Origin of the sequence: Okeania sp. SIO2C2 (assembly GCF_010692625.1) — a bacterium.
Classification (GTDB): Bacteria; Cyanobacteriota; Cyanobacteriia; order Cyanobacteriales; family Microcoleaceae; genus Okeania; species Okeania hirsuta.
The window spans coordinates 17,032-34,377 of the sequence record NZ_JAAHGM010000070.1; the positions used below are offsets into that span (position 1 = coordinate 17,032).

12 protein-coding genes are annotated in these 17,346 nt (G+C 36.3%); all 12 read left to right on the top strand.

The features are described 5' to 3' along the window. Window positions 1–364 precede the first annotated feature (364 nt). Complete coding sequence (locus tag F6K18_RS30955) at window positions 365–1,414, top strand: amino acid ABC transporter substrate-binding protein (RefSeq protein WP_287526655.1); 1,050 nt, start codon at window positions 365–367, stop codon at window positions 1,412–1,414. A gap of 947 nt (window positions 1,415–2,361) precedes the next feature. Next, window positions 2,362–3,411 (top strand): amino acid ABC transporter substrate-binding protein, encoded by a 1,050-nt coding sequence (locus F6K18_RS30960; protein ID WP_287526658.1) that lies wholly within the window; start codon window positions 2,362–2,364, stop codon window positions 3,409–3,411. 18 nt (window positions 3,412–3,429) lie between these two features. Next, window positions 3,430–4,596 carry an amino acid ABC transporter permease gene (locus F6K18_RS30965; protein WP_287526660.1) on the top strand — a complete coding sequence of 389 codons (1,167 nt, stop codon included), beginning with the start codon at window positions 3,430–3,432 and terminating at the stop codon, window positions 4,594–4,596. A 1,066-nt stretch (window positions 4,597–5,662) separates the two neighbouring features. Continuing rightward, on the top strand, window positions 5,663–6,874 hold the full coding sequence (locus tag F6K18_RS30970; protein ID WP_287526663.1) for an amino acid ABC transporter permease: 1,212 nt from the start codon (window positions 5,663–5,665) through the stop codon (window positions 6,872–6,874). An 85-nt stretch (window positions 6,875–6,959) separates the two neighbouring features. Beyond that, window positions 6,960–8,225: an RNA-guided endonuclease TnpB family protein gene (locus F6K18_RS30975; RefSeq protein WP_124154183.1), complete on the top strand. Its 1,266-nt coding sequence runs from the start codon at window positions 6,960–6,962 to the stop codon at window positions 8,223–8,225. 133 nt (window positions 8,226–8,358) lie between these two features. After that, window positions 8,359–9,135, top strand: a complete 777-nt coding sequence (locus tag F6K18_RS30980; RefSeq protein ID WP_287526665.1) for an amino acid ABC transporter ATP-binding protein — start codon at window positions 8,359–8,361, stop codon at window positions 9,133–9,135. Between the two features lie 488 nt (window positions 9,136–9,623). Next, complete coding sequence (locus F6K18_RS30985) at window positions 9,624–10,385, top strand: RNA methyltransferase (protein WP_287526668.1); 762 nt, start codon at window positions 9,624–9,626, stop codon at window positions 10,383–10,385. Window positions 10,386–10,881: 496 nt separating this feature from the next. Further along, complete coding sequence (locus F6K18_RS30990; protein ID WP_287526671.1) at window positions 10,882–12,288, top strand: serine hydrolase; 1,407 nt, start codon at window positions 10,882–10,884, stop codon at window positions 12,286–12,288. 789 nt (window positions 12,289–13,077) lie between these two features. Further along, the gene (locus F6K18_RS30995; RefSeq protein WP_287526674.1) at window positions 13,078–13,347 is read left to right on the top strand and encodes a hypothetical protein; all 270 of its coding nucleotides are present in this window, start codon (window positions 13,078–13,080) and stop codon (window positions 13,345–13,347) included. 188 nt (window positions 13,348–13,535) lie between these two features. Next, window positions 13,536–16,037: a CHASE2 domain-containing protein gene (locus F6K18_RS31000; protein ID WP_287526676.1), complete on the top strand. Its 2,502-nt coding sequence runs from the start codon at window positions 13,536–13,538 to the stop codon at window positions 16,035–16,037. Between the two features lie 510 nt (window positions 16,038–16,547). Then, complete coding sequence (locus F6K18_RS31005) at window positions 16,548–16,967, top strand: Uma2 family endonuclease (RefSeq protein ID WP_287526678.1); 420 nt, start codon at window positions 16,548–16,550, stop codon at window positions 16,965–16,967. 30 nt (window positions 16,968–16,997) lie between these two features. Next, window positions 16,998–17,231 (top strand): hypothetical protein, encoded by a 234-nt coding sequence (locus F6K18_RS31010; protein WP_287526680.1) that lies wholly within the window; start codon window positions 16,998–17,000, stop codon window positions 17,229–17,231. The last annotated feature ends 115 nt before the right edge of the window (window positions 17,232–17,346 follow it).

The window sequence follows — 17,346 nt, forward strand, 5'->3', positions numbered from 1 at the left end:
TTTCAGACGAAAAAACGTCTCATTTTTAAGTTAAACAACTATAATAATTAATAATTACCTCTCAAAAGAAAACGGAATTGATTGACTAAAAGGAAAATTTTTTCTTCTCTTGGTCGATTGGATATGGCGAGGAGACCCGTTCTTGCAGACCCGCTCCGCTAACGCCATCCCTCGACCGCTTTTTTCTCCTTTATCCTTAGGACTTACGCATATACGCTATATATAGCGCTCACAACTATTGTCCAATAGTTTTGGACTCTATAAATAGTGCCTTTGCGTAAATCCTGTATCCTTTAAAAGAGAGGCTTTAAACCTTAATTATTCGGTAAATGAAAAGTTCTTAGCAGGAGACTGAAAAGAAATTATGCAAAAATGGGTATATTTGCTATTGACAACTTTGCTCTTTTCTACATACTTGACATCTTGTGAAAATTTCCTATCTGAACCAACTCCACCAGGAAAAAGTCGTTTAAATGTTGTAAAAAATCGTGGCAAACTACATTGTGGTGTAGAAGGAGCTCTACCAGGATTTAGCTTTGTAGACCAAAATGGCAACTACTCAGGGATAGATGTGGATTTTTGCAAGGCAGTAGCAGCAGCTTTATTTAATGACCCAAATGCTGTAGAATATCGTAACCTAGATTCAACTGAGCGTTTCACAGCTCTTAATGGTGGAGAAGTAGATATGCTTTCTCGAAATACTACTTGGACCATTAGCCGAGATACCACCGTAGGTCTAGAATTTGCCCCCACAACATTTTATGATAGTCAAGGGATGATGGTCCGTGCTGATAGTGGGATTACATCTTTAGACGATCTGCAAGACAAATCAATTTGTGTGGTAGCAGGCACAACAACAGAACTAAATTTAACAGACAATCTTCGTCAACGAGACATTGAAGCTGAGACATTAACATTTCAACAAGCAGACCAAGCTTATGCTGCTTATGCAGAAGGACGTTGTGATGGGATGACTTCTGATAAATCTCAGTTGTTGGGTCGTCGTAGTACTCTACCTAATCCAGATACTCATACCATCCTAGATGTTACTATGTCCAAGGAACCTTTGGGTCCTGTGACGAAAAATAATGATTCAGCTTGGTTTGACGTGGTTAAGTGGGTAACTTATACTTTGATAGAAGCAGAAGAGTTAGGTATTACCCAAGCAAATGTAGATGACCTGAAGCAAAATTCTGAGGACCCTACAATCAAACGCTTTTTAGGAGTAGAGGGAGACCTGGGGGAAGGTTTGGGTTTGAGTAATGATTTTGCTTATAGAGTCATTAAGCAAGTAGGCAACTATGGTGAAATTTATGGCCGTAATTTAGGAGCACAATCTCAATTTAAGTTACCTCGCGGTCAAAATGATTTATGGACAAATGGTGGCTTACTTTATTCTCCTCCATTCCGTTAAAAATTAATGGCTTTATAGATTTGGGAATTAATCTACATCCTTTCCCAAATCTTTATAGAAGAAGTAAGAAAGAAGGACTGAAAAAAATAATTTAGGGATGTTCCACAGAAAGTCTTTACCGAATAATTAAGATTTAAAACCTCTCCTGAGATGTCACACAGTTTTATCCTAGGGCGTGTCATCAATTAAATCTGAAAGTGCTATGTAGCAAGAGTTTTGAAATTTTGGCCTGGAAAGACTCCAGACGCTAAAAACCTTGACTCACAAAGCTTATAGTTCTAATTGATGACAGACTCTAGAAGAAAGAAGGAAAAATCTGGCGTTGTCTGAGTTTTAAGCTTTTGATATGTCTTAACTTTTCCTTCGACTGCTATATCTATATATAGTATCTAGATAATTAGCGCTCGTACTCCTACAAAAAGACTTTTGAGCGCAAACTCGCTTGCGGTTTTGAACACTCAAAAAAAGCTGAAATTATCTATAAATTAATAAGCGATCACTCCAATACATCCGATACATTCAATAATTAATAATTAATAATTAATTATTACCTCCCAAAAGAAAACGGAATTGATTGACTAATACCAAATTGATAAATGTTTGCTACAAATAGTTAGGGCATTTATTATAATCCATGATTTAGAATTTATAATGCATAATGGATAGATTTAATACCATTTTTGATATTTTAAATTACCTTTTTCGTGAAACAGAGTTTATCTGAAAGTCTTTTTATGGGTGCTTATTATTCGTAACATTCTTTTTTCATGCATGGTATAATAGGACTTACGCAGATACGCTATATATAGCGCTCAAGACTATTGTCCAATCGTATTTGAATCTATAAATAGTGCCTTTGCGTAAATCCTGTATCCTTTAAAGGAGAGGCTTTAAACCTTAATTATTCGGTAAATGAAAAGTTCTTAGCACGAGACTGAAAAGAAATTATGCAAAAATGGGTATATTTGCTCTTGACAACTTTGCTGTTTTTTACACACTTGACAGCTTGTAAAAACTCCCCTATAAAGCAAACTCCACGAGGAAAAAGTCGTCTAGACGTAGTAAAAGAACGTGGCAAACTACATTGTGGAGTAGAAGGATACATACCCGGATTTAGTTTTGTAGACCAAAACGGTAACTATTCCGGAATAGATGTTGACATTTGCAAGGCAGTAGCAGCAGCTTTATTTAACGATCCAAATGCTGTGGAATATCGTAACCTAGATTCAACTGAGCGTTTTACAGCTCTCAATGGTGGAAAAGTAGATATGCTTTCTCGAAACACAACTTGGAGTCTTAGCCGAGATACCACCGTAGGTCTAGAATTTGCCCCCACAACATTCTATGATGGTCAAGGAATGATGGTTCGTGCTGATAGTGGAATTAAATCTTTAAAGGACCTCGAAGGTAAATCAATTTGTGTTGAAGCAGGTACGACCAGAGAACTTATTTTATCAGATAATCTCCTTAAACGAAATATTCAAGCTGAGACATTAACATTTCAACAAGCAGACTCAGCTTATGCTGCTTATGCAGAAGAAGGACGTTGTGATGGGATAACTTCCGATAAATCTCAGTTATTGGGTCGTCGTAGCACTTTACCTAATTCCGAACAACATATTATTTTAAATACTAACCTTTCAAAAGAACCTTTAAGTCCAGCAACAAAGAATAATGATTCAGCTTGGTTTGATGTAATTAAATGGGTAATTTATGCTTTGATAGAGGCTGAAGAATTAGGTATTACTCAAGCAAATGTAGATGAGAAGAAAAATTCTGATGACCCAACAGTGAGACGATTTTTAGGAGTAGAAGGAAATCTTGGTGAAGGTCTAGGTTTAAGTAATGATTTTGCCTATCGTGTAATTAAACAAGTAGGCAACTATAGTGAAGTTTATGACCGAAACTTAGGTAAAAATTCTCCATTTAAACTACCTCGCGGTCAAAATAATTTGTGGACTAATGGCGGTCTACTTTATTCACCACCCTTTCGCTAAAAATTTTAAACAATAAAAATGATTGACCAGGAAAATCAAAAAATTCCACTATGGCGAGATGAAAGATTTTGGCGTATTGCCTTACAAGTTATCGCTATAGTAATTTTTGTTGCGGTCGTAACTATAATGATTAGCAATCTTAACCGTAATTTAGTACAACAAGGTACAAAATTTGGATTTAGTTTTCTAGGAAACGAAGCTGGATTTAGTATTAGTGAAAGTCTCATTCCCTACAAAGCAAAAGACCCCTATACTCAAGTATTATTAGCAGGTTTTATTAATTCCCTACGAGTAATGATTTTGGGAATTTTCTTCACAACAATAGTGGGAATATTAGCTGGAATTTCTAGTTTTTCCGAAAACTGGTTACTACGAAATTTGAATCGGGTTTATGTAGAAGTTGTCAGAAATACCCCTCTACTATTACAGTTATTTTTCTGGTATTTTGCAGTTTTTTTCACTCTTCCCAAACCAGAAGAAAAATTAGAATTACCAGGACCAATATTTATGAGTAAACGAGGAATATCTATTCCTTGGCCGGAAAATACTCTGAATGTTTGGTTATGGTTAATAGTTTTAGTAATAGGAGCGATCGCTGTTATATTTATTTGGCAGTTGCGAAATAAGTTAATGACGGAAAAAGCTACCTCTGGTCAACCTCAACTTATCGCTGTAATTAGTATTGGAATTATCGAATTATTAATTATTATATTTGCTCTAGGTTGGCAACCACCAATAGCAACAGAAACAGGAGCAACAGAAGGGGGATTAAATTTAACATTAGAACTGTCAGCTTTACTGGTAGGATTAGTATTTTATACAGGTGCATTTATTGCTGAAATTGTTCGTTCCGGCATTCAAGCAGTACCAAAAGGACAATGGGAAGCAGCAAAATCTTTAGGATTAAAATCTAGTTTAGTCATGCGGTTGGTAATTTTTCCCCAGGCATTAAGGGTAATGATTCCACCATTAAATAGTCAATATATGAACTTAGCAAAAAACTCTAGTTTAGCAATAGCTATTGGTTATCCAGATTTATATTCAGTTGCTAATACTACTTATAATCAAACAGGTCGTCCAGTAGAAGTATTTATTCTAATTATGGCAGTTTATCTTTTGATAAATTTGATAATTTCATTGTCTATGAATTCCTTAAATAAAAGCGTTCAACTCAAAGAAAGATAACAAAACAATGAATAATGAATAATGAATAATTATTAATTAGGGTTTGCTGAATCAAGTATGAGTGCTAGGGGTAGAAGTCAGGAGTCAGAAATCAGGAAAAATAGGAATTATAAATGAGGTAGTCGGAAAAGTTTTCCCTTAATTTTTCTGTCATAATCATCCCGAAACAATAGCTTTATGCAGCTCTTTCCACCGAAAAGCTCATACTTTTTTAGACAAAAAAATGCTACAACCAATATCAGTCAATGCTTTAATATTAAATCAGCAAGCCCTAATTAATAATTACCGAATAATTAATAATTATTAATTAAATAATTTTGCTTTAAAGCCTCCCCTTTCAAAGGCAAAAAAGCGGTCGATATTCGGAGCTTCCCGAAGGGTGGGATGGATGGGTTTCCTAACCATATCCAATCGACCAAGAGAAGAAATAATATTTCCTTATTTTCAATTCCGTAACGGTTTTAACCTTCTTGTAATTATCAATTATCCATTATCAATTAATGAACTCTCCTTACGTCACAAAAATAATGGCAATTCACCACCAGCGAAAAATCCTCCCATCTCCCTAACTCCTCCGCTCCCCTTGAGGGTTTTGGACTGAAAACCAGGCAGTTTTTTCAACCCTAAAAAGACTTTAGCCAATATCAGTCAATGCTTTGAGATTAGATAGTTCAGCAATTAACAATTAACAATTAATAATTAATAATTACTTCTTCTTAAAACGGATAGGATTGACTAAAATGATTTTTTTAAGTAGTCGTGCAAAATCAATTTCCTAGTTGAGAGAGGGAACAGGGAACAGGGAACAGGGAACAGGGAACAGGGAACAGGGAGAAATAATTGATAACTTCTGGATAAGATTGGAGATATATAATAAAATGTGTAATTAATTTTGCATAAGAACTAATGTGTAATTAATTTTGCATAAGCACTTATTTTGTCCCCTATCCAAGGGGCTGCTTCAAGGCGTGAATTGTTGAATTAATAATTATTAACTATCAACTATCAACTATCAACTATCAACTCTTAATTATTAATTATTAATTATTCGGTAAACCCTAATTATATGAAAACAATTAATACTAATAAATCATCAGCACCTCCATTTCAGGAAAATAATCCTATAGAATGGCTCAGACAAAATTTTTTTAGTACCTGGTATAACACCTTATTAACTATTATCTTACTCAGCATTATTACCAAGGGAATAACAGGTTTTATCTCTTGGGCAACAACTCAAGCAGAATGGGAAGTAATCAAAGTTAATTTGCCATTATTAATGGTAGGTAGATATCCTAAAGACCAATATTGGCGCATCTGGTTAATAGTTAGCATAATTTCTAGTTTATCTGGTTTCTCTTGGGGAATTATTGCCAGACACTCAGCCACATTATTTTCCCAACCAGTATTAATTTTTCTAGCTGTCATACCTGCCATTTTATTATTAATTCCAGTAACAACCCCATTCAAACTCTTACTAATAGGAATAGTTATTTTAGTTATTAGTACTGCATGGGTAGGAAAAATTTTAGGCAAAAAAATTCCAAATATAGGTAAATACATATCTTTTATTTGGTTTATAGCCTTTCTCTTAATTATCTGGTTAATCGGAGGAGGATTAGGTTTAAAATCTGTATCTACAAACGACTGGGGAGGTTTAATGTTAACTATATTAATGGCTATAGTTAGCATTTTTCTATCTTTTCCTCTAGGAATTTTATTAGCTTTAGGCAGACAAAGTAAATTACCAGTAATCAAAATATTTTCTATTGGTTATATTGAAATTATCCGAGGATTACCTTTAATATCAATCTTATTTATGGGGCAAATTATGATTCCCCTATTTCTACCAGATGGAATGCGACCAGACCGGATTTTACGAGCAATATTAGGATTAACTTTATTTAGTTCAGCTTACCTAGCAGAAAATATTAGAGGAGGTTTACAGTCCGTACCAAGAGGTCAAACAGAAGCAGCAAAAGCATTAGGTTTTAATACTCCATTAGCATTAGGATTAATTGTATTACCCCAAGCATTAAAAGTTGCTATTCCCTCAATTGTAGGTCAGTTTATTAGTCTATTTCAGGATACAACTTTATTATCAATCGTCGGATTATCAGAATTATTACGCATGAGTCGCTCAATCTTAGCTCAACCACAATTTTTAGGAGATTATGCAGAAGTTTATTTATTTAACGGCATACTTTTTTGGATTATTTGTTATGCCATGTCAATTGGAAGTCGGCAGTTAGAAAAAAAATTAAATACCGATCATTAACAAAAACAAAAGTAGTCAAAAGTTATCTATCGATCCCTTCAAATCAGCATTTACAGCAATTGCGCTTTGTGGTATCGTTCAAACTATGCTCGTACTCAACTACACTTATCGAATTTATCCCGACCAAAAACAAGTCGAGTTATTGAATGAATGGCTCGAAACTTCTCGTAGTGCTTATAACTATGCTCTTCGAGAACTTAAGGATTGGATTGCCTCGAGAAAATGTCCAATAGACCGGTGTAGTTTGGACAGTGAGTATATTATGAGTGCTGATTACCCATTCCCTGGATATCAGCAACAGCAAAACAATCTCCCCAAGGCTAAGAAAGAGTTTCCGCGACTAGCTGCTGTTCCTTCTCAGGTATTGCAGACAACTATCCGAAGATTGCACGATGCTTGGGACTTTTTCCAGAACAGAGGTTATGGATTTCCTCGCTTCAAAAAGTACGGACAAATGAAGTCTATGTTGTTTCCTCAATTTAAAGTCAATCCGATTACAGGATGGCTTCTCAAACTCCCTAAATTAGGAAAAGTCCAAATAAACTTGCATCGTCCAATACCTGAAGATTTTATTGTCAAGCAGGTCAGGATACTAAAGAAGGCAATGGGGTGGTTTGCTGTAATTACTATTCAATCTGATATTTCTATTCCAGAACCCCTACCCCACGGGCATTTCATCGGGGTAGATGTAGGACTGGATAAATACCTAGCGACCAGTGATGGTTTCGTAGAACCTGGACGAAAATTTTTCCAGACAGAGCATAGTCGGCTGAAAGTGCTACAACGCAGATTGTCTAAGAAAAATAAGGGTTCTGCTAATTATGAGAAAGCAAGGATTAAAGTAGAGAAACAGCATAATCATATTGCATTCAGACGCAAAGACTATCAGCTCAAATTAGCCCATAAATTATGCGACATGGCTGAGACTATCTTTGTAGAAGATATAGATTTTAGAACCATGGCTAAAGGTTTCTTGGGTAAACATACTGTTGATGCAGGTTTTGGACAGTTTAGGAGTATTTTATTTGATGTTGGGAAACAGCGGGGAGTATACGTTGCTCAAGTAGACCACAAAGGTACTTCTCAAACTTGCCCAAACTGCCGTAGTCTAGTCAGAAAAGAACTCTCTAATAGATGGCATAGCTGTCCAGAATGCAAATATGAGGCTGATAGAGACGTAGCTTCAGCACAGGAAATATGTAACCGAGGTTATGAGCAACTTAGTACCCAGGGACTCTGGGGGCAAGAAATGGGCTGTCAAGTCGGGCTGTCGGGGACTTTTTGTCTAGACAAGTGGCGCAGGGCAGCAATGTCTAACAGCGATGTTGGAAGCCCGCACTGCACCTCCTAGAGGTCAGCGTCGGGAGGATGTCACAGGTATTATAGAAATAGACAGATAAGGCGCGGACTTATACTGATAATTATCTTTAGACAGGGAAATATTTTTCCTACTGTTCCCTATTCCCTATTCCCTATTCCCTTCCATGACAGAAACAAAAACCAAACAAACTGAAGCACAAATAAATTCTGATTTAGCAATAGTTGCTAGAGATGTTCAAAAGTGGTACAGCAATAATTTTCATGTCCTCCGTGGAGTAAGTCTCACAGTAAAACGTGGAGAAGTTGTAGTAATTATGGGGCCAAGTGGCTCAGGTAAATCCACCTTTATACGTACTTTTAATGCTTTAGAAGAATATCAAAAAGGTAGCATTATTATTGATGACATCAGTTTATCCCACGACTTGAAAAATATTGAGGCTATTAGGCGAGATGTGGGAATGGTATTTCAGCAGTTTAATTTATTTCCCCATCTCACAGTTTTGCAAAATGTGACTTTAGCGCCAATATGGGTGCGTCGATGGCCAAAAGTCAAAGCGGAAGAAGTGGCAATGCAACTTTTGGAAAGAGTCGGTATTTTGGAACAGGCAAAAAAATTTCCCGGTCAACTTTCTGGCGGTCAGCAGCAAAGGGTGGCGATCGCTCGTGCTTTAGCCATGCAGCCAAAAATTATGTTGTTTGATGAACCGACTTCTGCATTAGACCCAGAGATGGTGCGAGAAGTTTTGGATGTAATGCGAAATTTGGCAAATTCGGGAATGACGATGGTAGTTGTGACTCATGAAGTAGGTTTTGCCAGGGAGGTGGCAGACCGGATCGTATTAATGGCTGATGGGTTATTGGTAGAGGAGGCGACCCCAGAAGAATTTTTTCAAAACCCGAAGGAGGAGCGCACGCGCCAATTTTTGTCACAGATTTTGTAGGTTTCAAAAAGCTGGTGTTGAGAAAATATGCCTTTGAGTTCTCTCGCTTTCAGAAGCACAGAACAAATGGAAGGGATTTGATTTACTCATCAACTTCATTTTCTGAAGCGCAAAAAAAATTAGGGGTTGTATGTCACAAAAAATCGTGATAATCTGAGAATAGAATTATATATTGGGGTGTGTTCGCCCCTATTCATGACTTTTTATTCAACTAAAAAAACAGAGTAAAAACCAAATACATATAATGAATTGCGCTGTCAAACTCAGATAACGCCAGATTTTCCCTTCATTTTCTGAAGCGCAAAAAAATTAGGGGTTGTATGTCACAAAAAATCGTGATAATCTGAGAATAGAATTATATATTGGGGTGTGTTCGCCCCTATTCATGACTTTTTATTCAACTAAAAAACAGAGCAAAAACCAAATATCAATCAATTGCACTGTCAAACTCAGATAACGCCAGATTTTCCCTCTTCCCTCTTCCCTTAATGCTTAAACAACAATCAACACAAATAAGAATAGTATTAGTAGAACCTGCCGGACCACTGAATGTTGGTTCTGTAGCCCGGATTATGAAAAATATGGGTTTCCATCACCTAGTCTTAGTTAATCCTCAATGCGACCCCCATGGACTAGAAGCCAGGAAAATGGCAGTTCATGCCCCAGAAATTTTAGAAACAGCCACTATAGTTCAAACATTACCTGAAGCACTAAAAGGATGTCAAAGAGCGATCGCCACAACATCCCTAGACCGTTCATTACCCACCAAGCTAGAAAACCCCCGACATACCCTACCTTGGCTATTAGGATATCCAGCAGCCTTAATATTTGGAAGAGAAGACAGAGGCTTAACTAATGTAGAATTAAACTATGCCCAAAGATTTGTCCGTATACCATCAGATGATATCTATCCTTCACTAAATCTGGCTCAAGCAGTAGCTATATGTTGTTATGAACTATATCATTTGCAAACTATAGCACTGAGCGACCAACAAAGTCAGAATAGTCCACCCACCCCCACTCCTAACTTAGAAGCTCCAATAGATTTAATAGAGGCATATTATCAGGATCTAGAAACCCTGCTATTGAAAATAGGTTATCTTTATCCCCATACAGCATCTAGCAGGATGGAAAAAATTCGTCGTCTATTCAACCGCGCCTATCCCTCTACTGAGGAAGTGGCAATGTTACGCGGAATGATGAGGCAAATGAATTGGGCACTTTCTAATCATTGTGAAAATGATAGTTAATCTATTCTTTCTGAGTATTCTTTAATATATAAATAAATGGCTGAATAGAAATATCTGAGAACCAAGTTAGAGATGCTTGTGAAAATCTTCTGGATTTATCTGTAAAGTGTTTTTTTTGTCTAGAATAGTCAAAATATAGTTACGACTTGCGCTAAAGTAATAGATAACTTACCTAAATTATAGGCGATCGAGCAAAGTTAATCTGAGATTAAGTTAGTTTTCTAGTTCTAACCAATCTAACTCAATATTAATAATATTAATAATGTCACAACCCGTGAGAAATCAAATAATTATCTATATTTTCTCTTGGTCTTAAGTTTTTTCCCTTGATATATTAGTTATATGACTTTTGACTTTTGTGAAATGGAATAAATTAATATACCTCTTGAAAACTGAAAGTCCAATAAATTTTCATGCAGAAATAGTCAATTTTTGTTGATTTTGATTTACTTCTGTTAGATAAACAAAATTATAGTTATAAATTAAGGTGTTTGGAGTGGTTCAGAGATTTCCTAGTCCATCAATTCTTTCAGTAGTATCATCCCCTACTAGGCCAGATTCTCAATCGAAGCAATCTAAATCTAGTAGTAGACAACAAAATCATCCCGTACAACCGCAGCTACCCCTCAAAAGAAAGCGTAACGTAGCTAAATTTCCTCTACCACCTTCTGAGGAAGCTTATCTTAAATCTGTCCCTCCAAGAAAGAAAGTTGTTCCCCCTAGAACCTTAAAAACAGAAATTCCTAGATTTCAATCTCACAGAGCTAAACGTAGTCGAAGAGATGAACTGGCTAGATTAAGATCCATCGCAGAACAACAACCCAAAACATCTACTCGACCCCAAAAACGGCTAGAAAAAGCCCAATCTTTTATTTCTCAGCCACCACTGCAAAAAAAGCCCCCACTCAGTCGTAAACGCTCTGTGTCTTCTTCGGTAGTGTTGTACGTAACTCGGATGTTAATTTTGGGTATGGGAATAGCGGTAATTAGTGGAACATTGCTATCAATGTTGAAACCTGGAAGTAGTTCTAGTGTCCTTTCTCAAGCAGCAGATATAGAACCAAATCAAGAATGGAAATCTCCCTCCATTGTACCTTTAGCAGTACAACAAACTAGAGAAATTACAGCTTTGAAAACAGAGCTAGATACAGTCATCGCAGAATATCCAAAACTCACCCCAGGAATATTCCTGATTGATGTTGATACTGGTGCTTATCTAGATATTAATGGAAATGTCGCTATTGCAGCAGCTAGTACCATTAAGGTGCCAATATTAGTAGCTTTTTTTCAAGCTGTGGATCAAGGCCGCATCAAACTAGATGATATGTTGACAATGGAGGAATCTCACATAGCTGAGGGTTCGGGAGATATGCAGTTTCGTAGACCTGGTACTAAATATACGGCTTTGCAAACAGCGACAAAAATGATCGTGATTAGTGATAATACCGCAACCAATATGTTGATTGAAACACTTGGTGGATCTGAAGTTTTGAATCAGTTGTTTCAGAGTTGGGGTTTGAAGAATACTACTATTAATGACTCCTTACCAGACCTCTCTGGCACTAATACAACAACTCCCAAGGATTTGATAAATTTAATTTCACAGGTAAATCAAGGTGGGTTGGTATCTTTAAAGTCTCGCGATCGCCTGTTTAGAATTATGGAGAGGACTAGAAATGATTCATTGTTACCTCGGGGTATAGGTAGAGGTACTATTATTGCTCACAAAACAGGTAACCTGAAGTCCGTATTAGCAGATGTGGGTATGATTGATTTGCTCAATGGCAAGCGCTATCTATTGGCTGTATTGGTGAAACGCCAAGATGACGAACAAACTGCCGTAGACTTGATTCGCGATGTATCCAAAAAAACTTATCAATATCTTGAATCTTCAGAGCAATAGTTGTTTGTTATGTAAGTCAGATATTACAAATAAGTCTTCTAGGTTTTCTACAAATTGTTATATTTCGCTAACTTAGGGTTTGCTGAATAAGTCTTTTGGTATGGGGTAGGAGTCAGTCCTCAGGAAGACCGAGCCAGGAGGAATGGGGAATTTAGAGGAGAGAGTCGGATATTTTATCCCTTGATTTTTCTGCAATTATTCTGCCTTTTATCCTAACTTTTTAGTCGCTCAAGCTTAAAAAGTTGCACTTTTTTCGCTGTAAAAAAGCTAAAACCTTTACCTGTCAGTGCTTTTAGATTTAATCAGCAAGCCCTAACTAGTGTTATAGCATTATTGAGGGAAAATTAGTATAAAAAGAAGGTATAACACTGTGAATACAGGTTCGGATGTTTTAACTATTCTCTTGCATCGTGCGTTTTCCCTTTCAACTAAAGTATCTTTTTCTAAGTATAGAACACAGTACCATATACCTTAGTCAAGGCTAACTTGACATTGATTAACTCTTTTTAAGAGCAGTCTAAAATTCTTGACCAAGCAAAATTAAAATGCTAAACTACGGATATAATAATCAGACTAAAGTTTAAATATATCATAAAAAATAGGTCTTAATATACATTAATGTCCAAAAGATAAGTAGTTAAAGTTAATCAGAACTTACGCAAATTGACTTTAAAACCACCATCTGTAGGGGCAAATGGTATTAGCCCTCGCTATATATAGAGTCTCTGCGTAAGTCCTGTTAATTAGTAATTGAAAAAACTCAAGGAGTGTTATGGAAAAATGGAAAATATGATGGAACATAGGAAGTTAGATCCAGGCTTAGTGAATGTCCTGAATAAAATGCCTTCATCACACAAACAGCCAGTGGAAGTGTTTGTTCGTACAACGGAAGTACCAAATCAAAAAGAGGCGAGTTTCTTAAAAGAACTAGGGGTCAGAGGGCTAAATCATCAGCGGTGTACCTTTACAGCCAAGCTTTCAGCAGAAGCAGTTACAGAATTATCTCATCAGCCTTGGATACATAATCTTAAGTTAGCAAGAAAAATGCGTTCGGCTTGAGTTGATATAAATATTCAATATTACCATTTTCTATTTAAAACTTTGGCGATCGCTTATTTTACGGAAGAAAAGATATAGCGATCGCTGTTTTTATAGCTTAATAGAGTTGTCCTTATATATCTCTAAGTTCTCTGTAATTAATTGAGAATTGCTAAAGTAAAGAGGTATGCGATCGAAATCACAGAAAAATGACTCAAACTGCTTATAGATTCTACCTGAAGATTCAACAAGTTGAAAAAGTCTGCTTATTTGAACTTGCCTGGGGTAGAGGACAACAATTAAGTGTAACTATTCCTTATCCTGAAAACCTTACCATATTTTATCAAGATTGGCAAACAAAATATCTAAGTTTTTATCATAGAGCTTTACGAGGAAGGGTAGTAAGTACAGGAACAATAATCAGACAAGTTGATTGGGAACAAAAATTGGTCCAAGCAGAAGCAAAACTTCTGTGTGAATTTCATCGTTGGTTACGACACGAAGAACTGTTTGAAATTAGAGCAATTATTGCTCAAGCAGCCAAACAAAAAACAGAAAATTTCCTACCATCACAGCACAACACTCATGTACCTACTATTGACATATTTTTAACTTGTAACTGCCAAGAATTATGTCGTTTACCCTGGGAAGTATGGGAAATTACAGAATTTGCTGCATCCAGTAAAATTAGAATAGTCCGCCAACCTATTAATATCCACGATACACCAGTCAATTATCAATCCAAACCCTGTCGAGGTAAAGCTAGGGTATTAGCAATACTGGGAGATGATACAGGTTTAAATTTCCAGGTAGATAGAGAAGCAGTAAAATCATTATCCCCAATAGCAGAAGTAGAGTTTGTCGGTTGGCAACCTCACGAACATCAAGCAGAGCTAAAAGAAAAAATTGTCAAAGCAATAAAAGACGAACGTGGGTGGGATATCTTATTTTTCGCAGGACACAGTAATGAAAATCTGAATACAGGAGGGGAACTAGCGATCGCTCCAGGCATATCTCTATCCATGATCGAAATTGCTCAATCCTTAACTATAGCCAAACAGAGAGGTTTACAATTTGCCATCTTCAATTCCTGTAGTGGTTTAAGCATCGCTAACACCTTGATAGACTTGGGTTTAAGTCAAGTTGCCGTCATGCGAGAACCTATTCATAACCAAGTCGCCCAAGAATTTTTAGTGCGCTTTCTACAAAGTTTAGCCGAATACAAAGATGTTCACGAATCATTATTATCAGCTTGTCAATTTTTAAAGTTAGAGAAAAATCTCACCTATCCTAGTACATATTTAATACCGTCTTTGTTTTGCCACCCGGATGCTCCACTATTTTGTCTTCAACCATCTAGAATTAAAGACAAATGCAAACGGTGGTTACCTAGCAAACAAGAAGCGATGGCGCTCGGTGCATTAATTTTATGCAGTTGGCAATTATCAACTCAAAGCTGTTTAATTGAAAAGCGAGTATTAGTGCAAGCTATGTATCGGCAATTTACCAATCAACCTGATAGCAAAAATTCGCCTCCCGTGCTATTAGTTGAAATCGACGAAGAGTCCATCAAAAAAGCCAAAATATCCGATCCTAGACCTATGGATCGTAGCTATATAGCCAAAATCATCGATCGACTAACATCTATAAACGCCAAAATCATTGGTGTTGATTATCTATTAGATCGCCATCAACAAAAAAACGACCGACAACTAGCTCGTACTCTGCGCTCATCCATAAAAAAACAAAATACTTGGTTTGTTTTAGCGACATCTCGTAATCAAGCTGGTAGTTGGTTTGAACCCTTGCCAGAGTTAGCATCTCCAAATTGGCAACTACAGGGAGATACTTTTGTGGTCGGTTATGACAGTTACGTTACCCATTTTACACTGCTACCAAGGCAATATTCTAGCAAGAGACCATTGCCCTTTGCTTATTGGTTAGCAGTTGCTCACCGGTTAAACTTTGAACAATCTGGGGAGTTGCTTCAACCTCAGATTAATTCTTCAGAGAGTTGGGTATCTCAAGTGAAAAATCATATTAATCAGACCACAGGTGAATATGGATTTTTGGATTTATTTTCCAATTCATCTCGCTTACAACCTTTAACTAAATTTTCCTATAAATTAGGGCAAATGTGGATGCATCCAATTATAGATTTTTCTGTTCCCCCAGAAGCAGTTTTTCAAAGTTTACCTGCTTGGCAACTTTTGGAGAGTAATGATTCCCCATTATTACCACTAACTACACTAGATAAACGTCCATCAATAGTAATTATTGCTGCTAGATATAAAGATGCAGGATTAGTTGCTCCAGGAGGAGACAGTTTTCCTTTACCTGCTGCTGTTAGTTTCTGGCGCTCTCAACATCCTGCAAACCCCAGTACAGTATTTACTGGAGGGGAAATTCATGCTTATATGGTTCATCATTTGCTCAATCAAAGATTAGTTATACCTATTCCTAATTTATGGTTAATTGTATTAGCTGCTTTGTTAGGAAAAGGAACAGTATTAGTATTAGGGAATAGTACTAATACTCAAAAACAAGAAATTATTCTGTTATTGTTTTTATTAACTTTAATTTATGCACTGGCGAGTCTACAAATTTATATTTCAGCAGCAATTTTATTACCTTGGTTGTTACCTAGTCTAACATTTTGGATTTATATCTTTTTATATTTGATTAACCGTAAGTCACGTTATTTGAATTGAGATTTTATATGATTTTGAAAAAAAATATTACAAATGGTGTAGGGAAGGAAAAAAGACAGAAAATATAATAAAAAAATCAATCAATATCAAAAATGTTAGTACTTCAGATTACTACAATACAATTAACCACAACACTTTTGGAGTGTAGTAGCGATATTTTTTAATATGAAACAGGACTTACACAGAGACTCTGCATATAGCGATAAATAATACTATTTACCCCTACAAATGGTGCTTTAAAAGTCAATTTGTGGAAGTCCTGATGAAATAAAAAAATTGTGCAAATATACGAATCTCTCCATCTCCCTATCATATAAAATCCGCTCGGGTTCGGTATAAAAAAAATTTTCATCTTCATCCAAGAGCAAATGTTTCGCGCATTCTCTTCCCTCCTGACTCCTGAGGACTGACTCCTGACTCCTAGATTAACTATCTAATTACACCGATGCTACCGGATTTGATATCAATCTTTAGTAGCAAAGATTAACGTATTTCATATAAGAGGTTGAAATGTTGAATTTTGTAGCAGGTTTACAACAGTTAGAAAAATTTATAAATGAGGATAGCTTAGGCTCTATTGATGGCGACAAAATTCTTATTATGGGTGATATTAGTTGGCATATTTATGAACAGTTATTGGAGGATTTGCAAGATAATTATTGTTGGCGTGTTACTTTTTTAGAGGGGTGTTTAGAAATTATGTCGCCGAGTCGTCGCCATGAATTTATTAAGAGTAATATTGGTCGATTATTAGAAGTTTATTTTGAGGAAAGTCGCATCCGTTTTTATGGTTTAGGTTCTACTACTTTTCGGTCTCAAGCAACAGTTAGGGGTATTGAACCGGATGAATGTTACTGTCTTTTTAGTAATAAAGATATTCCAGATTTAGCTATTGAAGTCGTAATTACCAGTGGTGGTATTAATGCTTGAGAAGTTTATCAAGGTTTAGGAGTTTCTGAAGTGTGGTTTTGGCAGAATGGAAGTTTTTCTATCTATTACTTAAATAAGGGAAAGTATGAGCAGGTAATTAGGAGTAAGTTGTTGCCTTTGTTAGATGTAGAATTGTTAGCAAGTTATGTTGAATATGATGAACCTTTTGATGCTGTTTTGGAGTTTAGGCAACAAATTCATACGAGGCGGTTGATAACTATTGATATTCCACAAGCGAATAGTTTTGTCAGCACTGCTTCATAAAACCGACATAAAAGGTCATATAGCGACATTTTACTGTTTACTTCCTGCTTTCCTACGGAATGCTACGCAAACTACCGGAACTGTCAGCAGCACTCCGTCCACAGGCATCAACGGT